At 42.6% G+C, this 19,912-nt stretch carries 17 protein-coding genes and 4 pseudogenes; 18 read left to right on the top strand and 3 right to left on the bottom strand.

What is annotated here, in order from left to right:
• Positions 1 to 46 precede the first annotated feature (46 nt).
• Complete coding sequence (locus tag PUN35_RS11060) at positions 47 to 3,064, top strand: defense-associated sirtuin 2 (protein WP_029317421.1); 3,018 nt, start codon at positions 47 to 49, stop codon at positions 3,062 to 3,064.
• A 428-nt stretch (positions 3,065 to 3,492) separates the two neighbouring features.
• On the opposite strand, the gene PUN35_RS11055 is transcribed toward PUN35_RS11060, so the two are convergent.
• The 3 genes from PUN35_RS11055 to yeeF all read right to left on the bottom strand — a co-directional run bounded on the left by PUN35_RS11055 (position 3,493) and on the right by yeeF (position 6,776).
• Positions 3,493 to 3,690, bottom strand: a complete 198-nt coding sequence (locus PUN35_RS11055) for a hypothetical protein (protein WP_014479085.1) — start codon at positions 3,688 to 3,690, stop codon at positions 3,493 to 3,495.
• Positions 3,691 to 4,288: 598 nt separating this feature from the next.
• Entirely contained in the window at positions 4,289 to 4,762 is a 474-nt protein-coding gene (locus PUN35_RS11050; protein ID WP_014479086.1) for a TIGR01741 family protein, read from the bottom strand.
• Positions 4,763 to 4,766: 4 nt separating this feature from the next.
• Positions 4,767 to 6,776, bottom strand: coding sequence for an LXG family T7SS effector deoxyribonuclease toxin YeeF (yeeF, locus tag PUN35_RS11045; RefSeq protein ID WP_031600245.1), 2,010 nt, complete (start codon positions 6,774 to 6,776; stop codon positions 4,767 to 4,769).
• Between the two features lie 211 nt (positions 6,777 to 6,987).
• On the opposite strand from yeeF, the pseudogene PUN35_RS11040 reads away from it, so the two are divergent.
• From PUN35_RS11040 to PUN35_RS10965, 17 genes and pseudogenes are all read left to right on the top strand, one after another.
• Positions 6,988 to 8,009 (top strand): annotated as a pseudogene (locus PUN35_RS11040) (hypothetical protein).
• A 143-nt stretch (positions 8,010 to 8,152) separates the two neighbouring features.
• Positions 8,153 to 9,283: a response regulator aspartate phosphatase RapH gene (rapH, locus tag PUN35_RS11035; RefSeq protein WP_014479091.1), complete on the top strand. Its 1,131-nt coding sequence runs from the start codon at positions 8,153 to 8,155 to the stop codon at positions 9,281 to 9,283.
• Positions 9,273 to 9,446 (top strand): phosphatase RapH inhibitor PhrH, encoded by a 174-nt coding sequence (gene phrH / locus PUN35_RS11030; RefSeq protein WP_003242557.1) that lies wholly within the window; start codon positions 9,273 to 9,275, stop codon positions 9,444 to 9,446. The genes rapH and phrH overlap by 11 nt, the downstream gene beginning before the upstream one ends.
• A gap of 159 nt (positions 9,447 to 9,605) precedes the next feature.
• Positions 9,606 to 10,325 (top strand): YebC/PmpR family DNA-binding transcriptional regulator, encoded by a 720-nt coding sequence (locus PUN35_RS11025; RefSeq protein ID WP_003233863.1) that lies wholly within the window; start codon positions 9,606 to 9,608, stop codon positions 10,323 to 10,325.
• A 133-nt stretch (positions 10,326 to 10,458) separates the two neighbouring features.
• A pseudogene (gene yeeK / locus PUN35_RS22490) lies at positions 10,459 to 10,584 on the top strand (spore coat protein YeeK); the annotation flags it as partial.
• A gap of 12 nt (positions 10,585 to 10,596) precedes the next feature.
• Entirely contained in the window at positions 10,597 to 11,076 is a 480-nt protein-coding gene (locus PUN35_RS11020) for a spore coat protein (RefSeq protein ID WP_041516597.1), read from the top strand.
• Positions 11,077 to 11,190: 114 nt separating this feature from the next.
• A complete protein-coding gene (locus tag PUN35_RS11015) occupies positions 11,191 to 11,775 on the top strand; it encodes a TetR/AcrR family transcriptional regulator (RefSeq protein WP_014479093.1) in 585 nt (194 codons plus the stop codon).
• Between the two features lie 176 nt (positions 11,776 to 11,951).
• Entirely contained in the window at positions 11,952 to 12,200 is a 249-nt protein-coding gene (gene cotJA, locus PUN35_RS11010) for a spore coat-associated protein CotJA (RefSeq protein WP_014479094.1), read from the top strand.
• A complete protein-coding gene (cotJB, locus tag PUN35_RS11005; RefSeq protein WP_014479095.1) occupies positions 12,184 to 12,447 on the top strand; it encodes a spore coat protein CotJB in 264 nt (87 codons plus the stop codon). Before cotJA ends, cotJB begins: the two co-directional genes overlap by 17 nt.
• A 14-nt stretch (positions 12,448 to 12,461) precedes the next feature.
• Positions 12,462 to 13,031, top strand: a complete 570-nt coding sequence (gene cotJC, locus PUN35_RS11000; protein WP_014479096.1) for a spore coat protein CotJC — start codon at positions 12,462 to 12,464, stop codon at positions 13,029 to 13,031.
• Between the two features lie 124 nt (positions 13,032 to 13,155).
• Positions 13,156 to 13,698 (top strand): GNAT family N-acetyltransferase, encoded by a 543-nt coding sequence (locus PUN35_RS10995; protein ID WP_014479097.1) that lies wholly within the window; start codon positions 13,156 to 13,158, stop codon positions 13,696 to 13,698.
• 22 nt (positions 13,699 to 13,720) lie between these two features.
• Positions 13,721 to 14,023 (top strand): annotated as a pseudogene (locus PUN35_RS10990) (YesK-like family protein).
• Positions 14,024 to 14,137: 114 nt separating this feature from the next.
• Positions 14,138 to 14,767, top strand: a complete 630-nt coding sequence (locus tag PUN35_RS10985; RefSeq protein ID WP_031600250.1) for a YesL family protein — start codon at positions 14,138 to 14,140, stop codon at positions 14,765 to 14,767.
• Entirely contained in the window at positions 14,764 to 16,497 is a 1,734-nt protein-coding gene (gene yesM / locus PUN35_RS10980; protein ID WP_014479101.1) for a two-component system sensor histidine kinase YesM, read from the top strand. The genes PUN35_RS10985 and yesM overlap by 4 nt, the downstream gene beginning before the upstream one ends.
• A pseudogene (gene yesN / locus PUN35_RS10975) lies at positions 16,497 to 17,595 on the top strand (two-component system response regulator YesN). Before yesM ends, yesN begins: the two are co-directional and overlap by 1 nt.
• A 105-nt stretch (positions 17,596 to 17,700) precedes the next feature.
• On the top strand, positions 17,701 to 18,984 hold the full coding sequence (locus tag PUN35_RS10970) for an ABC transporter substrate-binding protein (RefSeq protein ID WP_014479104.1): 1,284 nt from the start codon (positions 17,701 to 17,703) through the stop codon (positions 18,982 to 18,984).
• Entirely contained in the window at positions 18,981 to 19,910 is a 930-nt protein-coding gene (locus PUN35_RS10965; RefSeq protein WP_014479105.1) for a carbohydrate ABC transporter permease, read from the top strand. The genes PUN35_RS10970 and PUN35_RS10965 overlap by 4 nt, the downstream gene beginning before the upstream one ends.
• Positions 19,911 to 19,912: the final 2 nt, after the last annotated feature.

The following is a 19,912-nucleotide window of genomic DNA, read 5'->3' as shown; positions in this document are numbered from 1 at the left end:
TTAATCCTTCCAACTATAAAAGGTATTACGATAACTGGAAGTGTTGATGGTGAAGGTGGATTTGGAAAGTAAAAGGTACGGAGAAAAATTAAAAGAGGTGTTTCTCATGTTGGACAATAATGTAGTTGAATGTATAAAAGAAATCACAGAATCCTCAAGGAATGGAAAACTTGTCTTTTTTGTTGGCGCGGGAGTTTCAACACTTTCAGATTATCCTCAATGGTGGAGGTTGGTAGATAAGTATCATGAAGAGCTCTATGGGAGTCCAAAGAAAGGAAACTATTCTTCTGATGAATATCTTCGAATTCCTCAAATATTTTATAATGTCAAAGGTGAAATGGCATTTGATGGTATACTAAAAGATTTTTTTCAGGTAGATAAGCCTACGAACCCGATACATGACAAGATATTAGCTATGAACCCAGCACATGTAATTACAACTAATTATGATAATTTGATTGATACTGCATGTTGGAAGAGAGGGAAATATTTTAGTGTAATAAGTGCTGAAGAAGACGTTGCTAATGCTACTTCATCAAGGTATTTACTAAAGGTTCATGGGGATTTTAGAAAGGGCTTTAAAGGGGAAAATGTAGTTTTAAAGGAAGATGACTATCTGAATTATGATCAGAATTATCCTCTTATCAGTAATCTCATGAAGACAATAATTGCAACGCATACCATTGTTTTCATAGGTTATGGTTTAGGAGATTATAATATTAATATGTTGTTAAATTGGGTAAGAAAGTTACAAAAGGACAGTTTTCATAAACCGTTTTTTATTAGAACAGATCCTTCGCCCATTGAAAATGAGACTTTAATCTATTACGAAAATAAAGGATTACGAATAATTGATGCGGCTAGCTTGATAGATAGTAATGAATATGATTATTTAGAACGTTATTCAGCAGTAATGGATCTTCTTATTGAATCACAAGAAAATAAATTTATCACTAAAGATGACGAAGTAATTGATTATATATACGGAAAAATAAGCCCATTATTTGCCCTTCAGTATATTCGTAAAATTGATCTCAAACATGTTTTTGAATACGATTATCACTTTGAAGTCAATGGTACTGTTGTTCGGCATAAGAATAAGGGATTTGGTTACATGGAGCGTTTTTTTGAATTAAAAGAGAGCTGCGATGAGAGAAGTAAACTTTCCAAAAAACAATATGAAAGGTTTAATGCTCTTTTTAATTTCTTTGAGAAGAATGGAGTTATCTGTATGGCGAAAGATGCAGGTACTCTGAATACTTCAATAGAGATTAATAGTTTGGCGTATCACGGCAAATATGATGTAATGAAGAAATTTATTGAAGAACAATCGGTAAGTATTGAGGATGATTATAAAAAAGCATTTTTTCTTGCGTGTTTAGGTAGGTGGGAGGAATCCTATGACCTTTATTCAAATATCATCTTAAATTCTATAGATGAGTCAAATGGGTGTGTATATTATCTATCACAAATAAATAGATATAGGATCTATCAATCAATAACACAAGCTGTAACGCAGTTTAATGGTCTTGGTTTATTAACATTTGGGAGGCATTATAAACCATTTACTGATGAATTTCTTGCTAGGATTGAAAGAGAGATGACAAATTTCAACATTGATGATTTGTTTAATGGTATGCCATTTGAGTTTCAAAAGAAATATAAGATACTTGAGTTTTTAAGTGATAATCAGTTTCTATATGACGATACTGTAAAACTTTTTGAGTTGACTAATAAAGTGCGTTCTGAAATGAGTGAAGGATCTTATTCTTTTGGAATGTCATCTGATATTGTTGTTCTTCTTCGGCTTTATGATAATTTACGGTTTTTATATGAAAATTGCTTATGGTCTGTTTCTTTTCATGAATTTCATCAATATATACGAAACTCAATGAGCCTACTAATTGAAAAGGCTGAATATGAGCGAACGAGGGATATAGATGAATTAGGATTCTCTTTTTTTGGAAAAAAATCAGGTTTTTTTATGGAATATTACGATTTTGTTAATATATCGAGACACTTTAAAATTGATGACATAAAGAACCTTGAGAGAAGTTGCTCAATTGATAAAATTAGGTTTGGTGAACAGGAAAAAATAGAAGAATACTTAGTTGGTATAGCAGAAGAAATTACTAAGCAATTTTCTGCTAATGGAATGAACGTCGTTTTTTATACTCAGTTTATTTCAGAAGCAAAGGCAGCACTCTATTTTGCTAAATATGTAAAACTATCGGAAGAGGGACTTGGGAAAATAGTGAAAGCATTGTTGTTTTATTTTCCTGAGAGAGATTTGGATATAGGAAAACGCTATGTATGGTTAGAGAGATTAACTAAATGTAATGAATTACCCAAGTCAATAATTTCAATTATTGATGATTTTCTAGTGTTACAGGCAGAAAAACATATTGATCAAAATTATTCAGAGGTATCATCAAATGGTTTATATTCCAGGGACTATGGTGCTTTAATTAAGCATTTTGAGAAGAATTTCATTTCAAAAAGACTATCAGAAATTACTTTATGTTTAACACAAGATAAGCAAAAACAAATTGATTTTTTGTTTAAATTATTACCCTTACTTTCCACTAATGCAAAAAGTCATCTATTAAGTTTTAAAAGCGTTGAAAATATAAATGATTTAATGAATGGAATTAGAATAGGCTTAATTGATGAGTTCACTCCGGAGCATGAAGAATTAATTATTGAATATCTGGAGACACGAAAAGTAAATTATATTGTTGAAAAGGAAAAGGGAATACAAACTTTTTCTTCTAACGACTATATGAGTACCTTTGGTATATGGTATTTTCTTGAGGAAATAAATAATTCAAAAATGGAAGAATTTATTGGAATGGATGATCAGTATGACTTTTTTGTAGACCCAGAGAATTTTGATTACAAAAAGTTTATACCATCGTGGCTAAAAAATTATAATGATAAATTACTTGGTAAAATCGCTGGAAATAAACATATGAAACATCATGTGATTGAGGTACTAAAAGAAAGAGTTAAAAACTCAAATGATAAGAGGTATTTGGAAATTTTAATGAACTACTTTATCTAAAACTCGTTGTAAATCTTTACTAAAGGTGAATTCCACTGCTCAAGAAAATTTGCTATGGTTTATCTACACTAGCTCTCTACGCATGTGGAGTGTGTGGCTGTGCTGGAACTTAGAGAAGGCAGCTAACCCCTGTGTGAGGTGTTTCCTTTTTTAAGTAATTTTATATTTAAATCACTAATTTCTGATATATGTCATTCAAGTGAGGTCATTATTTTGTGGATCTCGAGCAGAAGTTTATCAACATCTTGAGCATTGTTAGGATCAGTGTGTTTACTCTTCTTGAGAAGTTTGTCCATGTCGGCTGATAATACAGATAAGTCGGTTATGAGTTTGTTTGGCTGTATATAAGAGCTTGAACATAAAACGTTCTATCACCTTGTCACCTATTTCTTCAGAAAACGAGACGCAGCCTAAGCTGCGTCTCGTTCTTAACCAAGCATTCCGTTTTCTGCAATCGTCATGTCCTTATCAAAGATGGCTTTGTCTGTTAGGGAGTTCGTTGAATCGTTTGCAGCTTTGCTTGTCATGTTTCTGGATGCCACATTTACTTCATTTCCTAAGGAAGAACTGATAAAGCTTACACCGATCAAAGCAATTACAGCGCACAAAGTCAGTTTAAATTTCATACAAACAATCCCCTCTCTGAATTTGTTTGCGGGCATGAACCATCTTTTTGAAAAAAGACACCACAATCATCCATCTGTCCCATTATAATTATGCGATCCGCTGTTAATCTTAGGGTTCGTTGTATACATTTCTTTTATAATTTTGATTCAGTTTTGTGTCTAGTTTCTATTGAGACATAAATTAAGATTGTGTACTAAGACCATCTAACACGAGAGTTGCTCTTTAGGGATCAACATTTTCTATTGTGTGGAGTTGCATTAATAAACAGGAGCTAATTTAGATATCATAAGTTTACTGGTGCAGTTTACATGAAGCGTATTCTTCTAATATTCAGAAAATTCAAAGTAATTTCAACTGAGGGTCATATTTCATGCATGCTTATATTCCAAATTATATCTTCATTGCTTCTACAAATTTTGGTAGTGTTATAGGTTGTTTGCATAATAATAGTCTTGGGAAAGGTTTCATTATAGAGTTTATTAATTGTATTCGTAATTAAATATACATAGAAAGAAACTTCTAAACTTAAATTTTCATTTTTGGATTAGTTTTTATAAAAAATAGCCCAGCAGAGAAGGGCTGAGCCATTTTTTTGATTTATAGACCGAAGTAGTTTATTACAAATTCTTTATCGTCCTCATCTTTAGGCAATATCCCTAAATTTTGATATTTCCAAACATCTCGTCTTTGAAGGTCATCAAGTTCAGAGGATAAAACATCATCATAATTATAATCAATTGAAAACTTTCCGGTGTTTTCTAATTTTAAAGTGAGATTAGTCCAAATATCTTGGTTGCCTAGTTTAAATTCCTCTTTTAGTTCTTCAAATAGCTCTTGAAGTTCAATTAGTAGTTGATCGTAAATCTCTTCGCTCACATCAAAGTGTTCAGGTATATAATGAGAAAATAAATAATCACTGTTATTATTTGGTGTTGTAAAATAAAAGTATATATCCGCTGAGTCATCAAGTATTTCAGCATATAAAACGATCTTTTCCCATTGAGATGGAATCATTTCATTTAGATGTTCAGCAATCTTTTGATATAGTTCACCCATTTTTTGAGTTTCCATTAGATTAACCCCCAGCTTTATTCTTAATGATTGTTCTAACAGGTTCTTTATCCCCAACTTTATATACAACAATAAATTTAGAAGGTCTTAAAGAATCACCCTCATAAATGTTGTTAATTTTAACTGTCACCTGTTTCGGTGGTTTTTGACTTAAAGCTTTAGACCACACTTGCTCCATGTTGTACCATTTCCCGCCACTCCTATTAATCTGAGAATTCATCGGCACGATATTGTCGAACTGGCCTGAGCCTTTGAATTGGGTGGCGATTAAATGGCCGCCGTCATCGTCGGGCTTTCGGTCTTGGGGCTTTCCAGCATTCGTCTGTGCATATTGGTTTCGTTTTGCTTCTCCCAGCTGCAAGTCTGCTTTGACACTTGTAATTCTACCATAGTTGTCAGTCGTGTATGTGTAGCCTTCTTTTGTTTTGTAGATAACATTCGGCTTCAGTACTTTCTTTCTGCTCCATCTTGCGAAATGCTCGCCGTATTTGACGGTTACCGGCGGTACATGTGGCGCTGGAGTTCGTCTTCCGCTTGATGACGTTCCGTATGGTTTCGGAAGAATGACCTTGGCGAATTTTTGCAGTCCCTCTTTAAGTGTGACCCCGTTGACCGCGTTGTAAGGAACGCCCGCCGGCACTAAGTCGTGACGCGGATGATACGGGAGAATATCAGCTAGAGTGAGATCTCCGATTTGATTTAACCTGGTTTTGACGTGTTTTTTTGATACTTCAATGCCTGTGTTTACTTTTTGTTTGATGTGATCAACGGTTTGTTTTGAGACCATTATGGCTTTTTGGGCTGTTGCTGATTTGTTTGCTGCTGTTTTGACTTTGGCCGTCACTTTGGCAGCTGTGCCTGTTTTAGAGACGGCTCCTACACCTTTTGTGCCGACAATTGATGTGACAACAGTGCCAACCGCATATGACACCCATCTTGCTCTTGAGTAGGTGTCGCCATTCACCATGTCTTTTTGGTATGATTCTTCGATTGCCGCTGAAATGGCTTCATACGTTTTGATCGGGTGAGCCATCGCTCCTGTAATGGCTTCAACGGTTCCGCCCGGATCTGTGACCATATCCCACAGGCCTACGACCGCGTCTTTCCCGGAATCATAAAGGCCGACGGCAACCCCTTTGAAGCCTGCTTCAAGTTCACGCGTGTTTTCGATTTGGGTGAAGTATCTCTGTTGTTCTGCTGTTAGATTTTCATAGCCGATCGTTTTTGCCATTGAGTAAAATTCATCGGCATCCGCATAATCGTAGTTTTTCAGTCTTTCTTTCAGTTTTTCAATCTCGCGTTTCTTCGCTTCCTCTGTCTTAATCTTCAAGTAAGCCTCAGTCCGCTTTTCAATGTCGCCTTTTTTCTTATGTATGTCACTCTCACGGTACGCCTTGGCGTTGTAGTGGATGGGTGTGGCGTTTTTGCCTTTGCCCGTTGCTTCTTGGAGCTTTTGGAAGTCGGATTTGATGAATTGTTCGTTTGGTTCTGACAGGGCGTATTCTGTTTTCAGGTCTTCGTCCAAGGCGTCCAATTTATCCAGTGTTTTTTTGCGTTTGTCGTTGGCATCGGCCAGCTCGTCTTTGAAGGTTTCTGTTGAAAACAGGTCGAGCGGGAGGATGTCGTCGATATCGTTCAGGATGTCTTTCATCGCTTTTTTCTGTTCGGACATGATGGATTTTGATTTTTTATTGGCATTTGCCAGTTCGTGCTCCAGGAAGGATTCTTCGATGTATGCGTCTGAGAGGCCTTTGTCTTCGGCGGCTCCGGCGATACTGTTGAAAAATGCGATTTTCATGTCGATGTAGTCGATCCATTGGTCGGTGACGCCGACGTGGTCGTGGTAGAAGGCTTTGATATTGCTAGCGCCTTTACCTGAGAATTCACTGTCACTGAGATCAGCGACGCTTTTTAACGCTTTTCTCAAGTTGACCATTTGCGTTCTTAGTTCTTTGTACTCTTTTGCACGGTCTGCCGCTTCTGAAAGTAGTGTTTTCGCTTCAAATACTTTCATGACCATTTCCCTTCTTTTGTTCGCTCAATATCAAAATTTTACCACGGGGTGGGATGATGGTGGGTGTGAGAACGTGTTTTGGTGGAAAAATGAGTCATTTGGCATGTGTCTTTATTCGTGGAGGGATTGGCGGAAACATGGTCGAAATGATATTGATTGCTACACATTTTTTGGAAGTTTGTATTCTATATTGTTTTTAAGGAGCATGATGATGAAGAAAAAATGGATTACATTTGGTTTATTAGTTTTAATGGTATGTGTCATCCTGTTTGTTCTGTATGTTCAGTTACGCAATAAAGACAGTATTCATGTCCAATCTTCCGCCATCCACCCCGAAGAAGACCGCATCTTTTTTATCTACTCCAATCCTTTCATAAAAGAAAGCGTGCTGGTTTCAACCTCTACAGGCGAACGGTTTAACAGGCGTACGTTTAAGGTGGCGGATGTGCCTTATATTCAAACGAAATCTTATGCATCAACAGAACTTGTATTATTGGCGGAACACGAGCCTTTTTACTACACGCTGGAGAAGGATGCGATCAAAGAGCATCCGCTTTCAGATCCAATTGCGTTTTGGTATGAGGGGAAGGATGTGTCTGTTAAGGCCTATAATGTTGATACGACGGGGAATGAGATTCACATAAATGATAAAAAAATGAAAAAGGAATATAGCCTTACCTTACCTTCGCTTGTCACGATGGGGGCCAGTGATGAGAACTATATTTATATCATTCAAAGTATGTCTATTTACGTGATTGATAGAAAAACAGAGGAAATGATTAAGACCCTGAGTTTAGCCTCATACAGGATCAATTCGCAGACTCGGAAGAATTTATCGTCGCGAGCTCGGAGCATGAACTGACTGTGATTGAAAAAGGGACAAGGAAAACGACATATATTCCGTATCCTGAAGATCTTGAATATGCAGATACTGTGTATTATGACAAAGAAAGCGGCAGTTTTTACGTGACGTACGAGGACAAAGAGGGTGAGGCGAATTTGCTGGAGTATGGGAAGGAATTTTCTTTTCATACATATAGTTTGAAATTCCCTTATATGGAGGCGAAGTTTAAGGGGAATCTATTGTATATAGTCGCCCAGGAAGAGCATAAAAAGGGCATCGGCGGCTATGTGGGTGTGTTTGATATCCATTCTAAGAAGATGCTTTATCAGTTTGATTTGCCTGAGGAACAGGTGAAGGTGCAGGATTTTGTTATGGTTGACATTAAGTGAGACATGGGACCCTTGCGTAAAGGGTTCTTTTTTACGAAGAAAACAAATTGACAGGATGAAAAAACAATTTCTTCCTTCTGTGTTGTTTTCAAAATTTGGGATTGATAGAATATGACATATCTCATAGAGAAGGAGGGAAGCCGTTGAGTCAAGCCATACCGTCTTCGCGTGTAGGTGTTAAGATTAATGAATGGTACAAGATGATTCGCCAGTTCAGTGTTCCGGATGCTGAGGTTCTGAAAGCGGAGGTGGAGCAGGACATTCAGAAGATGGAAGAGGATCAGGATTTGCTGATCTATTATTCTCTGATGTGTTTTCGGCACCAGCTGATGCTTGATTATTTGGAGCCGGGACAGCCTTACGGAAATCGTCCTACAGTGACAGAGCTTCTTGAAACGATTGAGACCCCTCAGAAAAAACTCACAGGCCTTTTGAAATACTACTCTTTGTTTTTCCGCGGCATGTATGAATTTGACCAAAAAGAATATGTGGAAGCGATCGGGTATTATCGCGAGGCGGAGAAAGAACTGCCGTTTGTGTCAGATGAAATTGAGAAAGCGGAATTCCATTTTAAAGTGGCCGAAGCGTATTATCACATGAAGCAAACCCATGTGTCGATGCATCATATTCTTCAAGCCTTAGACATTTATCAAAACCATCCCTTATACAGCATTAGAACGATACAAAGCTTGTTTGTGATCGCCGGCAACTATGATGATTTCAAACATTATGATAAAGCGCTCCCGCATTTAGAAAAGGCGCTGGAATTGGCCATGGACATTCAAAATGACAGGTTTATCGCCATTTCTCTATTGAACATCGCGAACAGCTATGACAGATCAGGAGACGATCAGATGGCTGTAGAACATTTCCAAAAAGCGGCGAAAGTAAGCAGAGAGAAAGTGCCTGATCTGCTTCCGAAAGTCTTGTTTGGATTAAGCTGGACATTATGTAAAGCGGGCCAAACACAGAAGGCGTTTCAGTTCATAGAGGAAGGATTAGACCATATCACAGCACGTTCTCACAAATTTTATAAAGAATTGTTTCTGTTCTTGCAGGCCGTGTACAAGGAGACTGTTGATGAACGAAAAATTCATGATCTTTTAAGCTATTTCGAAAAAAAGAACCTGCACGCTTACATTGAAGCATGTGCCCGGAGTGCTGCCGCTGTTTTTGAAAGCAGCTGTCACTTTGAACAAGCCGCTGCGTTTTATCGGAAAGTGCTGAAAGCCCAAGAAGATATTCTAAAAGGAGAGTGTTTATATGCCTATTAAGAAAAAAGTGATGATGTGCCTGGCTGTTACTCTAGTTTTCGGAAGCATGTCGTTTCCAACCCTGACAAACTCCGGCGGATTTAAGGAATCAACAGATCGAAATACGACGTATATCGATCATTCCCCTTACAAACTCAGTGATCAGAAGAAAGCCCTTAGCTAAGGCTTTTTCTTGCTTTACGGAAGACGTTCCATTTTCCACATCGCGGCATTCCTTCTATTTCTAACGCAAGACACTCGAAACAACCAAACCATTTGAGGTATAATGGATAAAGTGAATAACAGTATTTAGATTGATATATATGAAAGAGAGTGGAACATCATGGGCCGTAAGTGGAACAATATTAAAGAGAAGAAGGCGTCTAAGGACGCAAATACGAGTCGGATTTATGCGAAGTTTGGCCGTGAGATTTATGTGGCGGCGAAACAGGGCGAGCCTGATCCGGAATCCAACCAGGCGCTGAAGGTTGTGCTTGAGCGTGCGAAGACTTACAGCGTGCCGAAAAACATCATTGAACGTGCGATCGAGAAGGCGAAGGGCGGAGCGGAAGAGAATTACGATGAGCTTCGTTATGAGGGCTTCGGGCCGAACGGATCAATGATTATCGTTGATGCGCTGACGAATAATGTAAACCGTACGGCGCCGGAAGTGCGTGCGGCGTTCGGGAAAAACGGCGGAAACATGGGTGTGAGCGGATCTGTTGCTTACATGTTTGACGCGACGGCTGTAATCGGTGTGGAAGGCAAAACGGCTGACGAAGCGCTTGAAATCCTGATGGAAGCGGATGTTGATGTACGTGACATTTTAGAAGAGGATGACAGCGTGATCGTATATGCTGAGCCTGATCAATTCCATGCGGTGCAAGAGGCGTTTAAAAACGCGGGCGTTGAGGAATTTACAGTAGCGGAGCTGACAATGCTTGCGCAAAGTGAAGTAACGCTTCCGGATGATGCAAAGGAACAGTTTGAAAAATTGATTGATGCATTAGAAGATTTGGAAGATGTTCAGCAGGTATATCATAACGTTGATTTAGGTGAGTAAGGAGTGAGCAGGCTGTTATGGCCTGCTTTTTTTGTCCTGGAAATTGTTTTAGCTGTATGTAGGCGGCCGCCTATACGATCTATAAGATATTCTCATACTCTGGACTGTAACCTATGTGAAGGAGAGAGTGAATATGACTGATACAAGACATATGTATGGCGGACCTGGTTTTGGTCATTATCAGGGCTTTGGTATTGGCCACCCGGGCTATGGCATGCAAAGCACAGGCTATCCGGGCTATGACATGTATGGAGGCCACCCGGGCTATGGCATGCAAAGCACAGGCTATCCGGGCTATGACATGTATGGAGGCCACCCGGGCTATGGCATGCAAAGCACAGGCTATCCGGGCTATGACATGTATGGAGGCTACCCGGGCTATGGCATGCAAGGCTACCCAGATCACGGCATACATGGAGGAGTCGGCGGCTATCCGGGATATGGTGGGTACGGCGGTTACCCAAGCGGCGGCTATGGAGGCTCTCCGGGAGCTGGAAGCTATCCGAGCATGCACCATGAAAATGATGGACATCACCACTATTATCACCATCATCATGATGGAAAAGATAATCTTCATCACCATCATCATGATGGAAAAGATAATCTTCATCACCATCATCATGATGGAAAAGATAATCTTCATCACCATCATCACCATGTTGGAAAGGATAATCATCACCATCACCATGATGGTCATTATGGCCACCATCACCACCATATGGGCCACTGGGGAAAAGACGGTTATAAATAAAGAAGATGATGATAAAAAGAGGACACTCTTGCAGATCAAGAGTGTTTTTTTAGCTTTTTTCTTGACTGTTCAGTCTGGAAACTGGTAACATTTGTTTCAGGAGGTGATCGTCTTTTGGGGAGGAATAAAGAATTTGATACGGCGCTTGTTCTTCACAGGGCGATAGAGGTTTTTGGAGAGTATGGCTACGAAGGAACGTCTCTTCAGGATCTGCTCTCTCATTTAGGCATTGCGCGCCAAAGTTTGTATGATACGTATGGCACGAAGCGTGATTTGTTTTTGTCCGCTGTGAAAACGTATCTTGAAGGGAAAAACACTGCCGTTATGGAAAGGCTTGAATCGCCAGGATCTGTAAAGGAAGCCATTCGTAATATTTTTCAAGAAGGTGTCAATGCTTTGAGGGATCCTGAACGGGCGAAGGCGTGCTATATCATTAACAGCGCGATTGAACAGATTCCGCATGACCCTGAGCTTGCCCGGTATTTTGACAGACAATCCAAGCAGCTTGAGGACGCTTTTTATCAGGCGCTTTTAAGGGCGAAGGATCAAGGAGAATTGAATGGCGAAGATACTGATATAACTGCGCTTGCCCGTTACCTGAATCAAAGCAGGCTGTCTCTGACATTTGTTGCGAAAGTGACGGCTGATATGGATCGGCTTCAGAACCATGTTGACGTGAGTTTATCAGTGCTTGATTAACATGTGGTAAAGGATTCTTTGCCCATGTATGTACTTTTTGGACTGAATAGTCTAGAAAGACCTTCGGCGCTTCCGAAGGTCTTCTTATTGAAAAAGCTAAGTCGTGTTTCAGTCATAATCATGCCTCCTGCTTCATACCTATTAAGGTCATTGTTTTTGAGAAAGGAGGAGCCGGAATGAAGGATATGCAGCCGTTTTCGCCTGTCAAATCATATACGCCCTTTCACAGCCGTTTTGATCCCTGTCCGCCCATAGGGAAGAAATATTACAGAACGCCCCCTAACCTTTATATGACCTTTCAGCCTGAGCACATGGAGCAGTTTTCGCCGATGGAGGCTTTGAGGAAAGGCACCCTTTGGAAGGATCTCTATGATTTTTATGAAAACCCTTATCGAGGGGGAGACGCACATGGCAAAAAAGGTTGACGCCGAATATTATCGTCAGCTAGAGCAAATACAGGCTGCTGATTTTGTGCTTGTTGAGCTGAGTCTTTATTTAAATACACATCCTCATGATGAGGATGCGCTGAATCAATTCAATCAATATTCCGGCTATTCAAGGCACTTAAAAAGACAGTTCGAATCCTCTTACGGACCGCTTCTGCAGTTCGGCAACAGCCCCGCGGGCAAGGATTGGGATTGGGGAAAAGGGCCATGGCCGTGGCAAGTATAAGGAGGAATGCCTGAATGTGGGTGTATGAAAAGAAGCTGCAATACCCTGTCAAGGTCAGTACGTGCAACCCGACGCTGGCGAAGTATTTGATTGAGCAGTATGGCGGAGCGGACGGCGAGCTGGCCGCGGCTCTCCGGTATTTGAACCAGCGTTATACGATTCCTGATAAGGTCATCGGCCTTTTAACAGATATCGGCACGGAGGAGTTTGCCCATTTGGAAATGATTGCGACCATGGTCTATAAGTTAACGAAAGACGCCACACCGGAGCAGCTGCGTGAAGCTGGGCTTGGCGATCATTACGTCAATCACGACAGCGCGCTTTTTTATCATAATGCGGCGGGCGCGCCGTTTACCGCGAGCTATATCCAAGCGAAGGGCGATCCGATTGCCGATTTATACGAAGATATTGCCGCAGAAGAAAAGGCGCGGGCGACGTATCAATGGCTGATTGATATTTCGGATGATCCTGATTTAAACGATTCCCTGCGTTTTTTGCGAGAGCGTGAAATCGTACACTCTATGCGCTTCAGAGAAGCGGTTGAAATTTTAAAAGAAGAACGGGATAAAAAGAAGATTTTCTAATAGGCAGATTGGCCTCTCTTTCATACACCCTTTTACATACAGAGAAAATGGTCTGTTTTTGCAGTTTGGTCTGCATTATAATCAAGGTGTGTGTGCAAGCTTACTTTTTGATTGGGAGGCCTTTATGTCAGCTTTTAAGATTGAGAACGAAACGATTGCAGATGGATTTTACGCGTGTCCGGCCGTCTATGAGGATGCAGAATCGATTACCGGGTTGCTCGTCCGAACAGCTGAATGGCTCCGAGATCGGGGTTCTAACCAATGGAGCGGACTTCTGAAAGGGCAAGATATACATGATATCACGGGGTCAATTGAAAAGGGACATGTGTTTGTGTTTAAAAAAGATGAAGAGCTTGCGGCTGTCGTGATGCTGCTGCCTGAACCGAGCGAGTGGGACCGGACGCTTTGGGGAGACGATGGGCATGAGGAGTCCATTTATTTACATCGCCTCGCAGTAAGCCGCCGGTTTGCGGGACAGGGGCTTGGAGCCCGCGTCCTTCAGTGGGCGGAGACGGGCATACACTTTCCGGAAAAAACGCGGATCCGGCTTGACTGTGTCGCTGATAGCGACGCCCTGCATTCCTTTTATCGGCGTATGGGATATGAATTCATGGGTGCTGATGCGTCCGGATATCATTTGTTTGAGAAAGAGATTACGGCAGAATAAGCGTCCTTTGCAGGGGGCTTTTTTGTCTTTTCTAAAAGGGAGGGCAGGCGATGTGTGGCCAATATTATTTGTGACAGGGATTGTGACGGCTTGTCTGTTTGCTGGCGTATCCGTTTTGATGCGGATGAGATTTCCTGACAAAAGTCGGCCGGAATGGTTGTTAGCCGGGCTGATCGTCCTTGGTGTGTTTCTGATCTGGTAGAGCCTCGTGTATGTACGCGGCTGGGAAGGGGCTGCGCTCGGAATGCTTGGATTCAATGTCATTTACGGAGCCATTGCCGGATATTTGATCGATAAGGCCATCCGGCGTTACAGGAAAAGATAAGGCTGCTGCCGTCTCTCATCATGTCGAAATTTTTACAGAACGGCAGGGATTTTCTTTCGAAAGGAGAAATACATATTACTTTAAAATGAAAGCGTTTCCTGAAGCGGGAAGGTGATGTTGATGATACACAGTGTGGCAAATGGGCTGAATCGTTTTTGTACGTGGGTGATGAGATTGGCCTATTTGAATGTGCTTTGGATTTTGTTTTCTCTTGCAGGCCTGGTTGTGTTTGGGCTGATGCCCGCTACTGCCGCGATGTTTACAGTGGCGAGAGAATGGGCGAAGGGGAATACAGATGCCCCGGTGTTTTCTGTCTTTTTTCGGACGTTTAAAAAGGAATGGCGGGCATCACAGATCCTCGGGCTTATCGTTGTGACGGCTGCCCTGTTTCTGTTTGCGGATATGCGGATAGCGGCTCAGATGGACCAGCCTGTGCTCGTCAATGTATTCCTGAGCATTAGTTTGATTTTCGCGTTTGTTGTGCTGTATGTGTTCCCGGTATTTTCTCATTTTGACGTAAAAATAAGAGAGGTGCTGAGCATCAGCTTTTTCATTGCCTTCAGCCGTCCGGCGGTGACGCTTTTGATGGCGGCGGGCGCTGTCGGTGTGCTTTGTCTCGTTCTGTTTCATGTCACGTTTCTATTGTTTTTCAGCGGGAGTTTACTCAGCCTGATCTTAACGAAGCTGTCCTTTAAAGCGTTTCGGTCAATGGATCAGCGGCAGGAGAAAGAAAAGGCGGCATGAAGAAAAGAGTTGCTGGCTGGTACAGGCGGATGAAGATTAAGGATAAGCTGTTTGTGTTTCTATCGTTGATTATGGCCGTATCCTTTCTGTTTGTATACAGCGGGGTCCAGTATGCCTTTCATGTGTATGATGAGCAGATTTACCGCAAGTCCTCGGAGGTGCTTCGGATGTCTTCTGAAAGGATCGAAGACGAGCTGAAGAAGATAGAGGATGTGTCATATGAAATCATTACAGACGAACAGATTCAGCGCATCCTGAGTATGCAAAATCGGGATGATACGTATGATCAATATCAAATGAAGCAGGAGCTGTGGGATCAGCTTGCGGGATATGCCAGCGATGAAAAGTACATCGATTCCATTCATGTGATTGATGCCCGCGGCTCAGAGTATTCAGCCGGAAACAGTTCTTCAGATCTTTTGCAGCAGGAGCAGGAAGAGGTATGTAAGCGAGCGAAAGCGAAAAATGGAAGAAATCTTTGGATGACGCTCGGCGGGTCAGATCCTGTCCTGATTTCAGCACGGCAGATCAGGTCCTGTCACCAGCTGAGTTTGAACGGCTTGGGCATGGTGCTGATCCAGGTCAATGTAAAACAGATGATTCGTGATGTGCCGAAGGATTGGGGCGATTCAGTCGGAGACATTATGATTGCTGACCAAGGCGGTAATTTGGTGTATACGGCACATGCATCAGCGCATGTTCCTGAGGCAGCAAAAGAGACGCTGAAGCACCCCGGTTATGACTTGATAAAAAAGAATGGCAAACGTTACTTTATTTCTTACCTTCAATCATCCTATCAAAATTGGAGCTACTATAACGTCATCCCCTTTGATCAGATGTTCGCGAAAATTTCCTTTATGAAAACAGTGATCGGCACATGCTTTCTTCTCTTTTTCTGTGTGGTTTTGCTTTTCGGAAGGAAAATCGCCAACAGCATCACGGAGCCGATTGAACAGCTTGTGACCGCGATGAAATCGGTGCAGCACAGCGGCATTGAAGCAGGTGTGTCGCTTTCTCTGCCGGAACATACACAGGATGAGGCCGGCATGCTGAACCGCCATTTTACTGTCATGATGAAACGGATTAATGAGCTGATGGAAGAAAATGTGGAAAAACAGCTCATTATTAAAGAAACCGAATTGAAAGCACTGCAAGCCCAGATTAACCCGCATTTTTTATATAACACGCTCGAGTCCATCAATTGGCTGGCCAAGGCGAATCAGCAAAAGCAAATCTCAAAAATGGTGGAATCGCTCGGTTTTCTTCTGCGAAACAGCATACATATGAAAAAGGATATCGTGACCATTCAGGAGGAGGCGGACATTGTACGTCACTATATGACTATTCAGCGATTTCGATTTGAAGAGCGCCTGAATTTCACGTTGGATATTGACGATGAGGTGAAGCATTGCCTCATTCCGAAACTGACGCTCCAGCCGCTTGCGGAAAATGCGATTCAATACGCGCTTGAACCCTTTACAAGGCCATGCGCCATCCGGATTCAGGCGAAAAAGACGAAGGGCTGTGTTTGTATTACGGTCGAAGATAACGGCCCTGGCATGGATGGACGGATTCTTGAATCAACGGACGGAAGAGGAATCGGCCTGTGGAATATTCGCGAGCGCATCAGCCTGACATTCGGAGAGCCATACGGCTTGCGGATTCAGAGTGAGCATGAAAAGGGAACGAGGATTGTGATCACAATACCGTGCCGAAATGAGGTGGTGTGATGTATAAAATACTGCTGGCTGATGATGAGAGGATTATTCTTGATGGAATGGCGGGAATCATTGAGTGGGAGTCGCTTGGCGCCTCATTGATCGGAAAAGCGCAGAACGGACATGAAGCATATGAAAAGATTATACATAAGCAGCCGAATATCGTCATCACAGACATCAAAATGCCCGGCATGGACGGGCTTGAGCTGATCAAAAAGGTGTCAGCCGTCAGCCCGTCGGTGCAATTTATCGTCCTGTCCGGGTTTGGAGAGTTTGAGTACGCAAAGGAAGCCATGAAATATGGGGTGAAGCATTATTTGCTGAAACCCTGCAATGAACAGCAGATTATCAGCTCGCTGGAGGAAATCATTGCTGAGCTGAAGCGGCAAGATGTGCACAAAAAGAAAACAGCCCATCTGAAACACGAGCTCGACCATATCCGTTCCTTTGCAGCCGATCAATACTTGGAAGGCTTGATCGCCGGTGTGGCCCAGCTGTCTCCGCCGCCTTCACTTGCCGGAAAAAAGATCCGCCTCTTGATCTTAAAAGGGGAACAATCTATTGATGCTGCAGCCAGAGAGGCACTCGGGTCGGCACTGACAGCAGTTTGCAGCAGCGGAGAATGGACCGTACTCGCCGTAGAGGAGAACGCCGCTGAAAAGGTGGCGGAGGTTTTTGCCCGCAAGATGGCCATCAGTCAGGCGGGAGAACTCCGGCACGCGGGGCAGCTGTTTCGTGACACAGCTGAAGCGTCTGGTGACCTGCATGGGAGCGCAGTGATTTCGAAAATGATCAGGCTTATTGCCGACGAGCTCGGAAATCCGAATCTGTCCTTAAAATGGGCGGCGAAGGATATGTTGTTTATGAATCCTGATTATCTCGGGAAATTATTAGGAAACAGGCGAGAAATTTTCCCAATATGTTACACGAGTGCGTCTTGAACATGCGATGAAGCAGATGAAAATGAGGCGGGACGCGAGTGTATCAGAAATTGCTGAAGAAATCGGGTTTGGCGATAATCCGAAGTATTTCAGTCTTGTTTTTAAAAAATATACCGGTCTGACACCGTCAGAATTCAGAAGAAAACAGGGAGGCGCTTCCGCAGGATAGCCATCTCTGTTTTTTTGACTTTCGCCACTGTTTTTTGAGTGTTTCGCCCTATCCGAACGCTTTAAAATAAAATGTAAGCACTTACATTAAAAAGGGGGGATTGGTTTGAATAAGATTTGTTACGTGCTGTTATCCCTTGTCTGCGTCTTTTTGTTCAGCGGATGTTCAGCAGGTGAAGAGGCCTCGGGAAAAAATGAAGACGTTACACTCAGAATCGCGTGGTGGGGCGGGCAGCCAAGGCATGATTATACAACAAAGGTAATTGAACTTTACGAGAAAAAGAATCCTCACGTCCATATTGAAGCGGAATTTGCGAACTGGGATGACTACTGGAAAAAGCTCGCGCCCATGTCTGCCGCCGGCCAGCTTCCGGATGTCATTCAAATGGATACCGCTTACTTAGCCCAATACGGAAAGAAGAACCAGCTGGAGGATTTAACGCCGTATACAAAGGATGGAACGATTGACGTCAGTTCAATCGACGAGAATATGCTGTCGGGCGGAAAAATCGACAATAAGCTATATGGATTTACGCTAGGTGTCAACGTGCTGTCTGTGATTGCCAATGAAGATTTGCTGAAAAAAGCCGGTGTGTCTATCAATCAGGAAAACTGGACGTGGGAGGATTACGAGAAGCTGGCGTATAATCTTCAGGAAAAAGCCGGTGTCTACGGTTCCAACGGAATGCATCCGCCTGATATTTTCTTCCCTTATTATTTGCGCACAAAGGGTGAGCGCTTTTATAAAGAAGACGGCACTGGCCTCGCGTATCAAGATGATCAGCTGTTTGGCGATTACTTTGAACGGCAGCTGAGGCTGGTGAAAGCGAAAACGTCCCCAACACCTGATGAAAGCGCACAGATTAAAGGGATGGAAGACGATTTTATCGTCAAAGGCAAGTCAGCGATTACATGGAACTACTCCAATCAATATTTGGGCTTTGCCCGGCTGACAGACTCGCCGCTGTCTCTCTATCTGCCGCCGGAGCAAATGAAGGAAAAGGCGCTGACATTGAAGCCGAGTATGCTGTTTTCCATTCCGAAAAGCTCTGAGCATAAAAAAGAGGCAGCGAAATTTATTAATTTCTTCGTGAATAATGAGGAAGCGAACCAGCTGATTAAAGGCGAGCGAGGCGTTCCAGTCTCCGACAAGGTGGCGGATGCGATTAAACCGAAGCTGAATGAGGAAGAAACCAACATCGTGGAGTATGTAGAAACCGCGTCAAAAAACATCAGCAAAGCCGATCCGCCAGAGCCTGTGGGAAGCGCGGAGGTCATCAAACTGCTGAAGGATACGTCAGATCAGATTCTGTATCAGAAGGTATCGCCGGAAAAAGCCGCCAAAACGTTCCGGAAAAAGGCCAATGAGATATTAGAGAGGAATAATTGACGGGAAATGGGGCTGACGCAATGAAAAAAAGCCGGAGTATAAGAAAAGACAATCTGGCGGGATATGCTTTTATTTCTCCGTTTATCATCGGGTTCCTATGCTTTACGGTGATTCCGATGGGGGCGTCCCTGTTTCTGTCCTTCACGAGCTATGACTTGTTTACGGCGCCGAAATGGATCGGGCTCGACAACTTTAAGGAAATGTTTACGGGTGACGAAAAGTATTGGCAGTCTCTGAAGGTGACGTTTACGTATGTGCTTGCCGGGGTTCCGCTCCGCCTCGGCTTCGCGCTTTTTATCGCTGTCATTTTAAACAATGCAGCAAAAGGAACGGCTATTTACAGAACGCTCTTTTATCTGCCTTCGATCATCGGCGGGAGCGTCGCCGTGGCGATTATGTGGCGCAATATTTTTGGCAATGACGGGGTCATCAATGCGCTGCTGTTTTTTTTCGGGATTGATCAAAAAATTCTTTGGTACCAGAATCCGACAAGTGCGCTGTGGACATTGATTCTGCTGTCCGTCTGGCAGTTCGGGTCGTCAATGCTGATTTTTCTGGCCGGGCTGAAAAACATTCCGTCTTCGTATTTGGAAGCGGCAAGTGTGGATGGGGCAAATCGGGTGCAGCGTTTCTTCAAGATCACGCTTCCGATCCTTACACCGATTATTTTCTTTAATCTTGTGATGCAGACGATTTCTGCTTTTATGACATTTACACCTGCCTATATCATTTCGAAGGGCGAGGGCGGGCCGCTTGACGGGACACTTCTCTATTCGCTCTATTTGTTCCAGCGTGCGTTTAACTATTTTCAAATGGGCTACGCATCGGCGATGGCGTGGGTCATGCTTGTCATTGTCGGGCTGATTACGCTCATATTGTTTAAAACATCGTCATATTGGGTTCATTACGAGTCAAAGGAGGAATGACG

Origin of the sequence: Bacillus sp. N3378-2at (assembly GCF_033412715.1) — a bacterium.
Lineage (GTDB): Bacteria > Bacillota > Bacilli > Bacillales > Bacillaceae > Bacillus > Bacillus subtilis.
The sequence above is the reverse complement of the archived record's forward strand: the minus strand, read 5'-3'. Positions and strand labels throughout refer to the sequence as shown.

Excerpts from the sequence above, each read along its gene's own strand:
- PUN35_RS11020 (WP_041516597.1), top strand. The coding sequence starts at position 10,597 with ATGCAAAGCACAGGCTATCCGGGCTATGACATGTATGGAGGCCACCCG.
- yeeF (WP_031600245.1), bottom strand. The coding sequence starts at position 6,776 with ATGAAAGTATTTGAAGCGAAAACACTACTTTCAGAAGCGGCAGACCGT.
- PUN35_RS11055 (WP_014479085.1), bottom strand. The coding sequence starts at position 3,690 with ATGAAATTTAAACTGACTTTGTGCGCTGTAATTGCTTTGATCGGTGTA.
- PUN35_RS10985 (WP_031600250.1), top strand. The coding sequence starts at position 14,138 with ATGTTGATGATACACAGTGTGGCAAATGGGCTGAATCGTTTTTGTACG.
- cotJA (WP_014479094.1), top strand. The coding sequence starts at position 11,952 with ATGAAGGATATGCAGCCGTTTTCGCCTGTCAAATCATATACGCCCTTT.
- PUN35_RS11025 (WP_003233863.1), top strand. The coding sequence starts at position 9,606 with ATGGGCCGTAAGTGGAACAATATTAAAGAGAAGAAGGCGTCTAAGGAC.
- phrH (WP_003242557.1), top strand. The coding sequence starts at position 9,273 with ATGCCTATTAAGAAAAAAGTGATGATGTGCCTGGCTGTTACTCTAGTT.
- cotJC (WP_014479096.1), top strand. The coding sequence starts at position 12,462 with ATGTGGGTGTATGAAAAGAAGCTGCAATACCCTGTCAAGGTCAGTACG.
- PUN35_RS11050 (WP_014479086.1), bottom strand. The coding sequence starts at position 4,762 with ATGGAAACTCAAAAAATGGGTGAACTATATCAAAAGATTGCTGAACAT.
- cotJB (WP_014479095.1), top strand. The coding sequence starts at position 12,184 with ATGGCAAAAAAGGTTGACGCCGAATATTATCGTCAGCTAGAGCAAATA.
- yesM (WP_014479101.1), top strand. The coding sequence starts at position 14,764 with ATGAAGAAAAGAGTTGCTGGCTGGTACAGGCGGATGAAGATTAAGGAT.
- PUN35_RS11060 (WP_029317421.1), top strand. The coding sequence starts at position 47 with ATGGTGAAGGTGGATTTGGAAAGTAAAAGGTACGGAGAAAAATTAAAA.
- PUN35_RS10995 (WP_014479097.1), top strand. The coding sequence starts at position 13,156 with ATGTCAGCTTTTAAGATTGAGAACGAAACGATTGCAGATGGATTTTAC.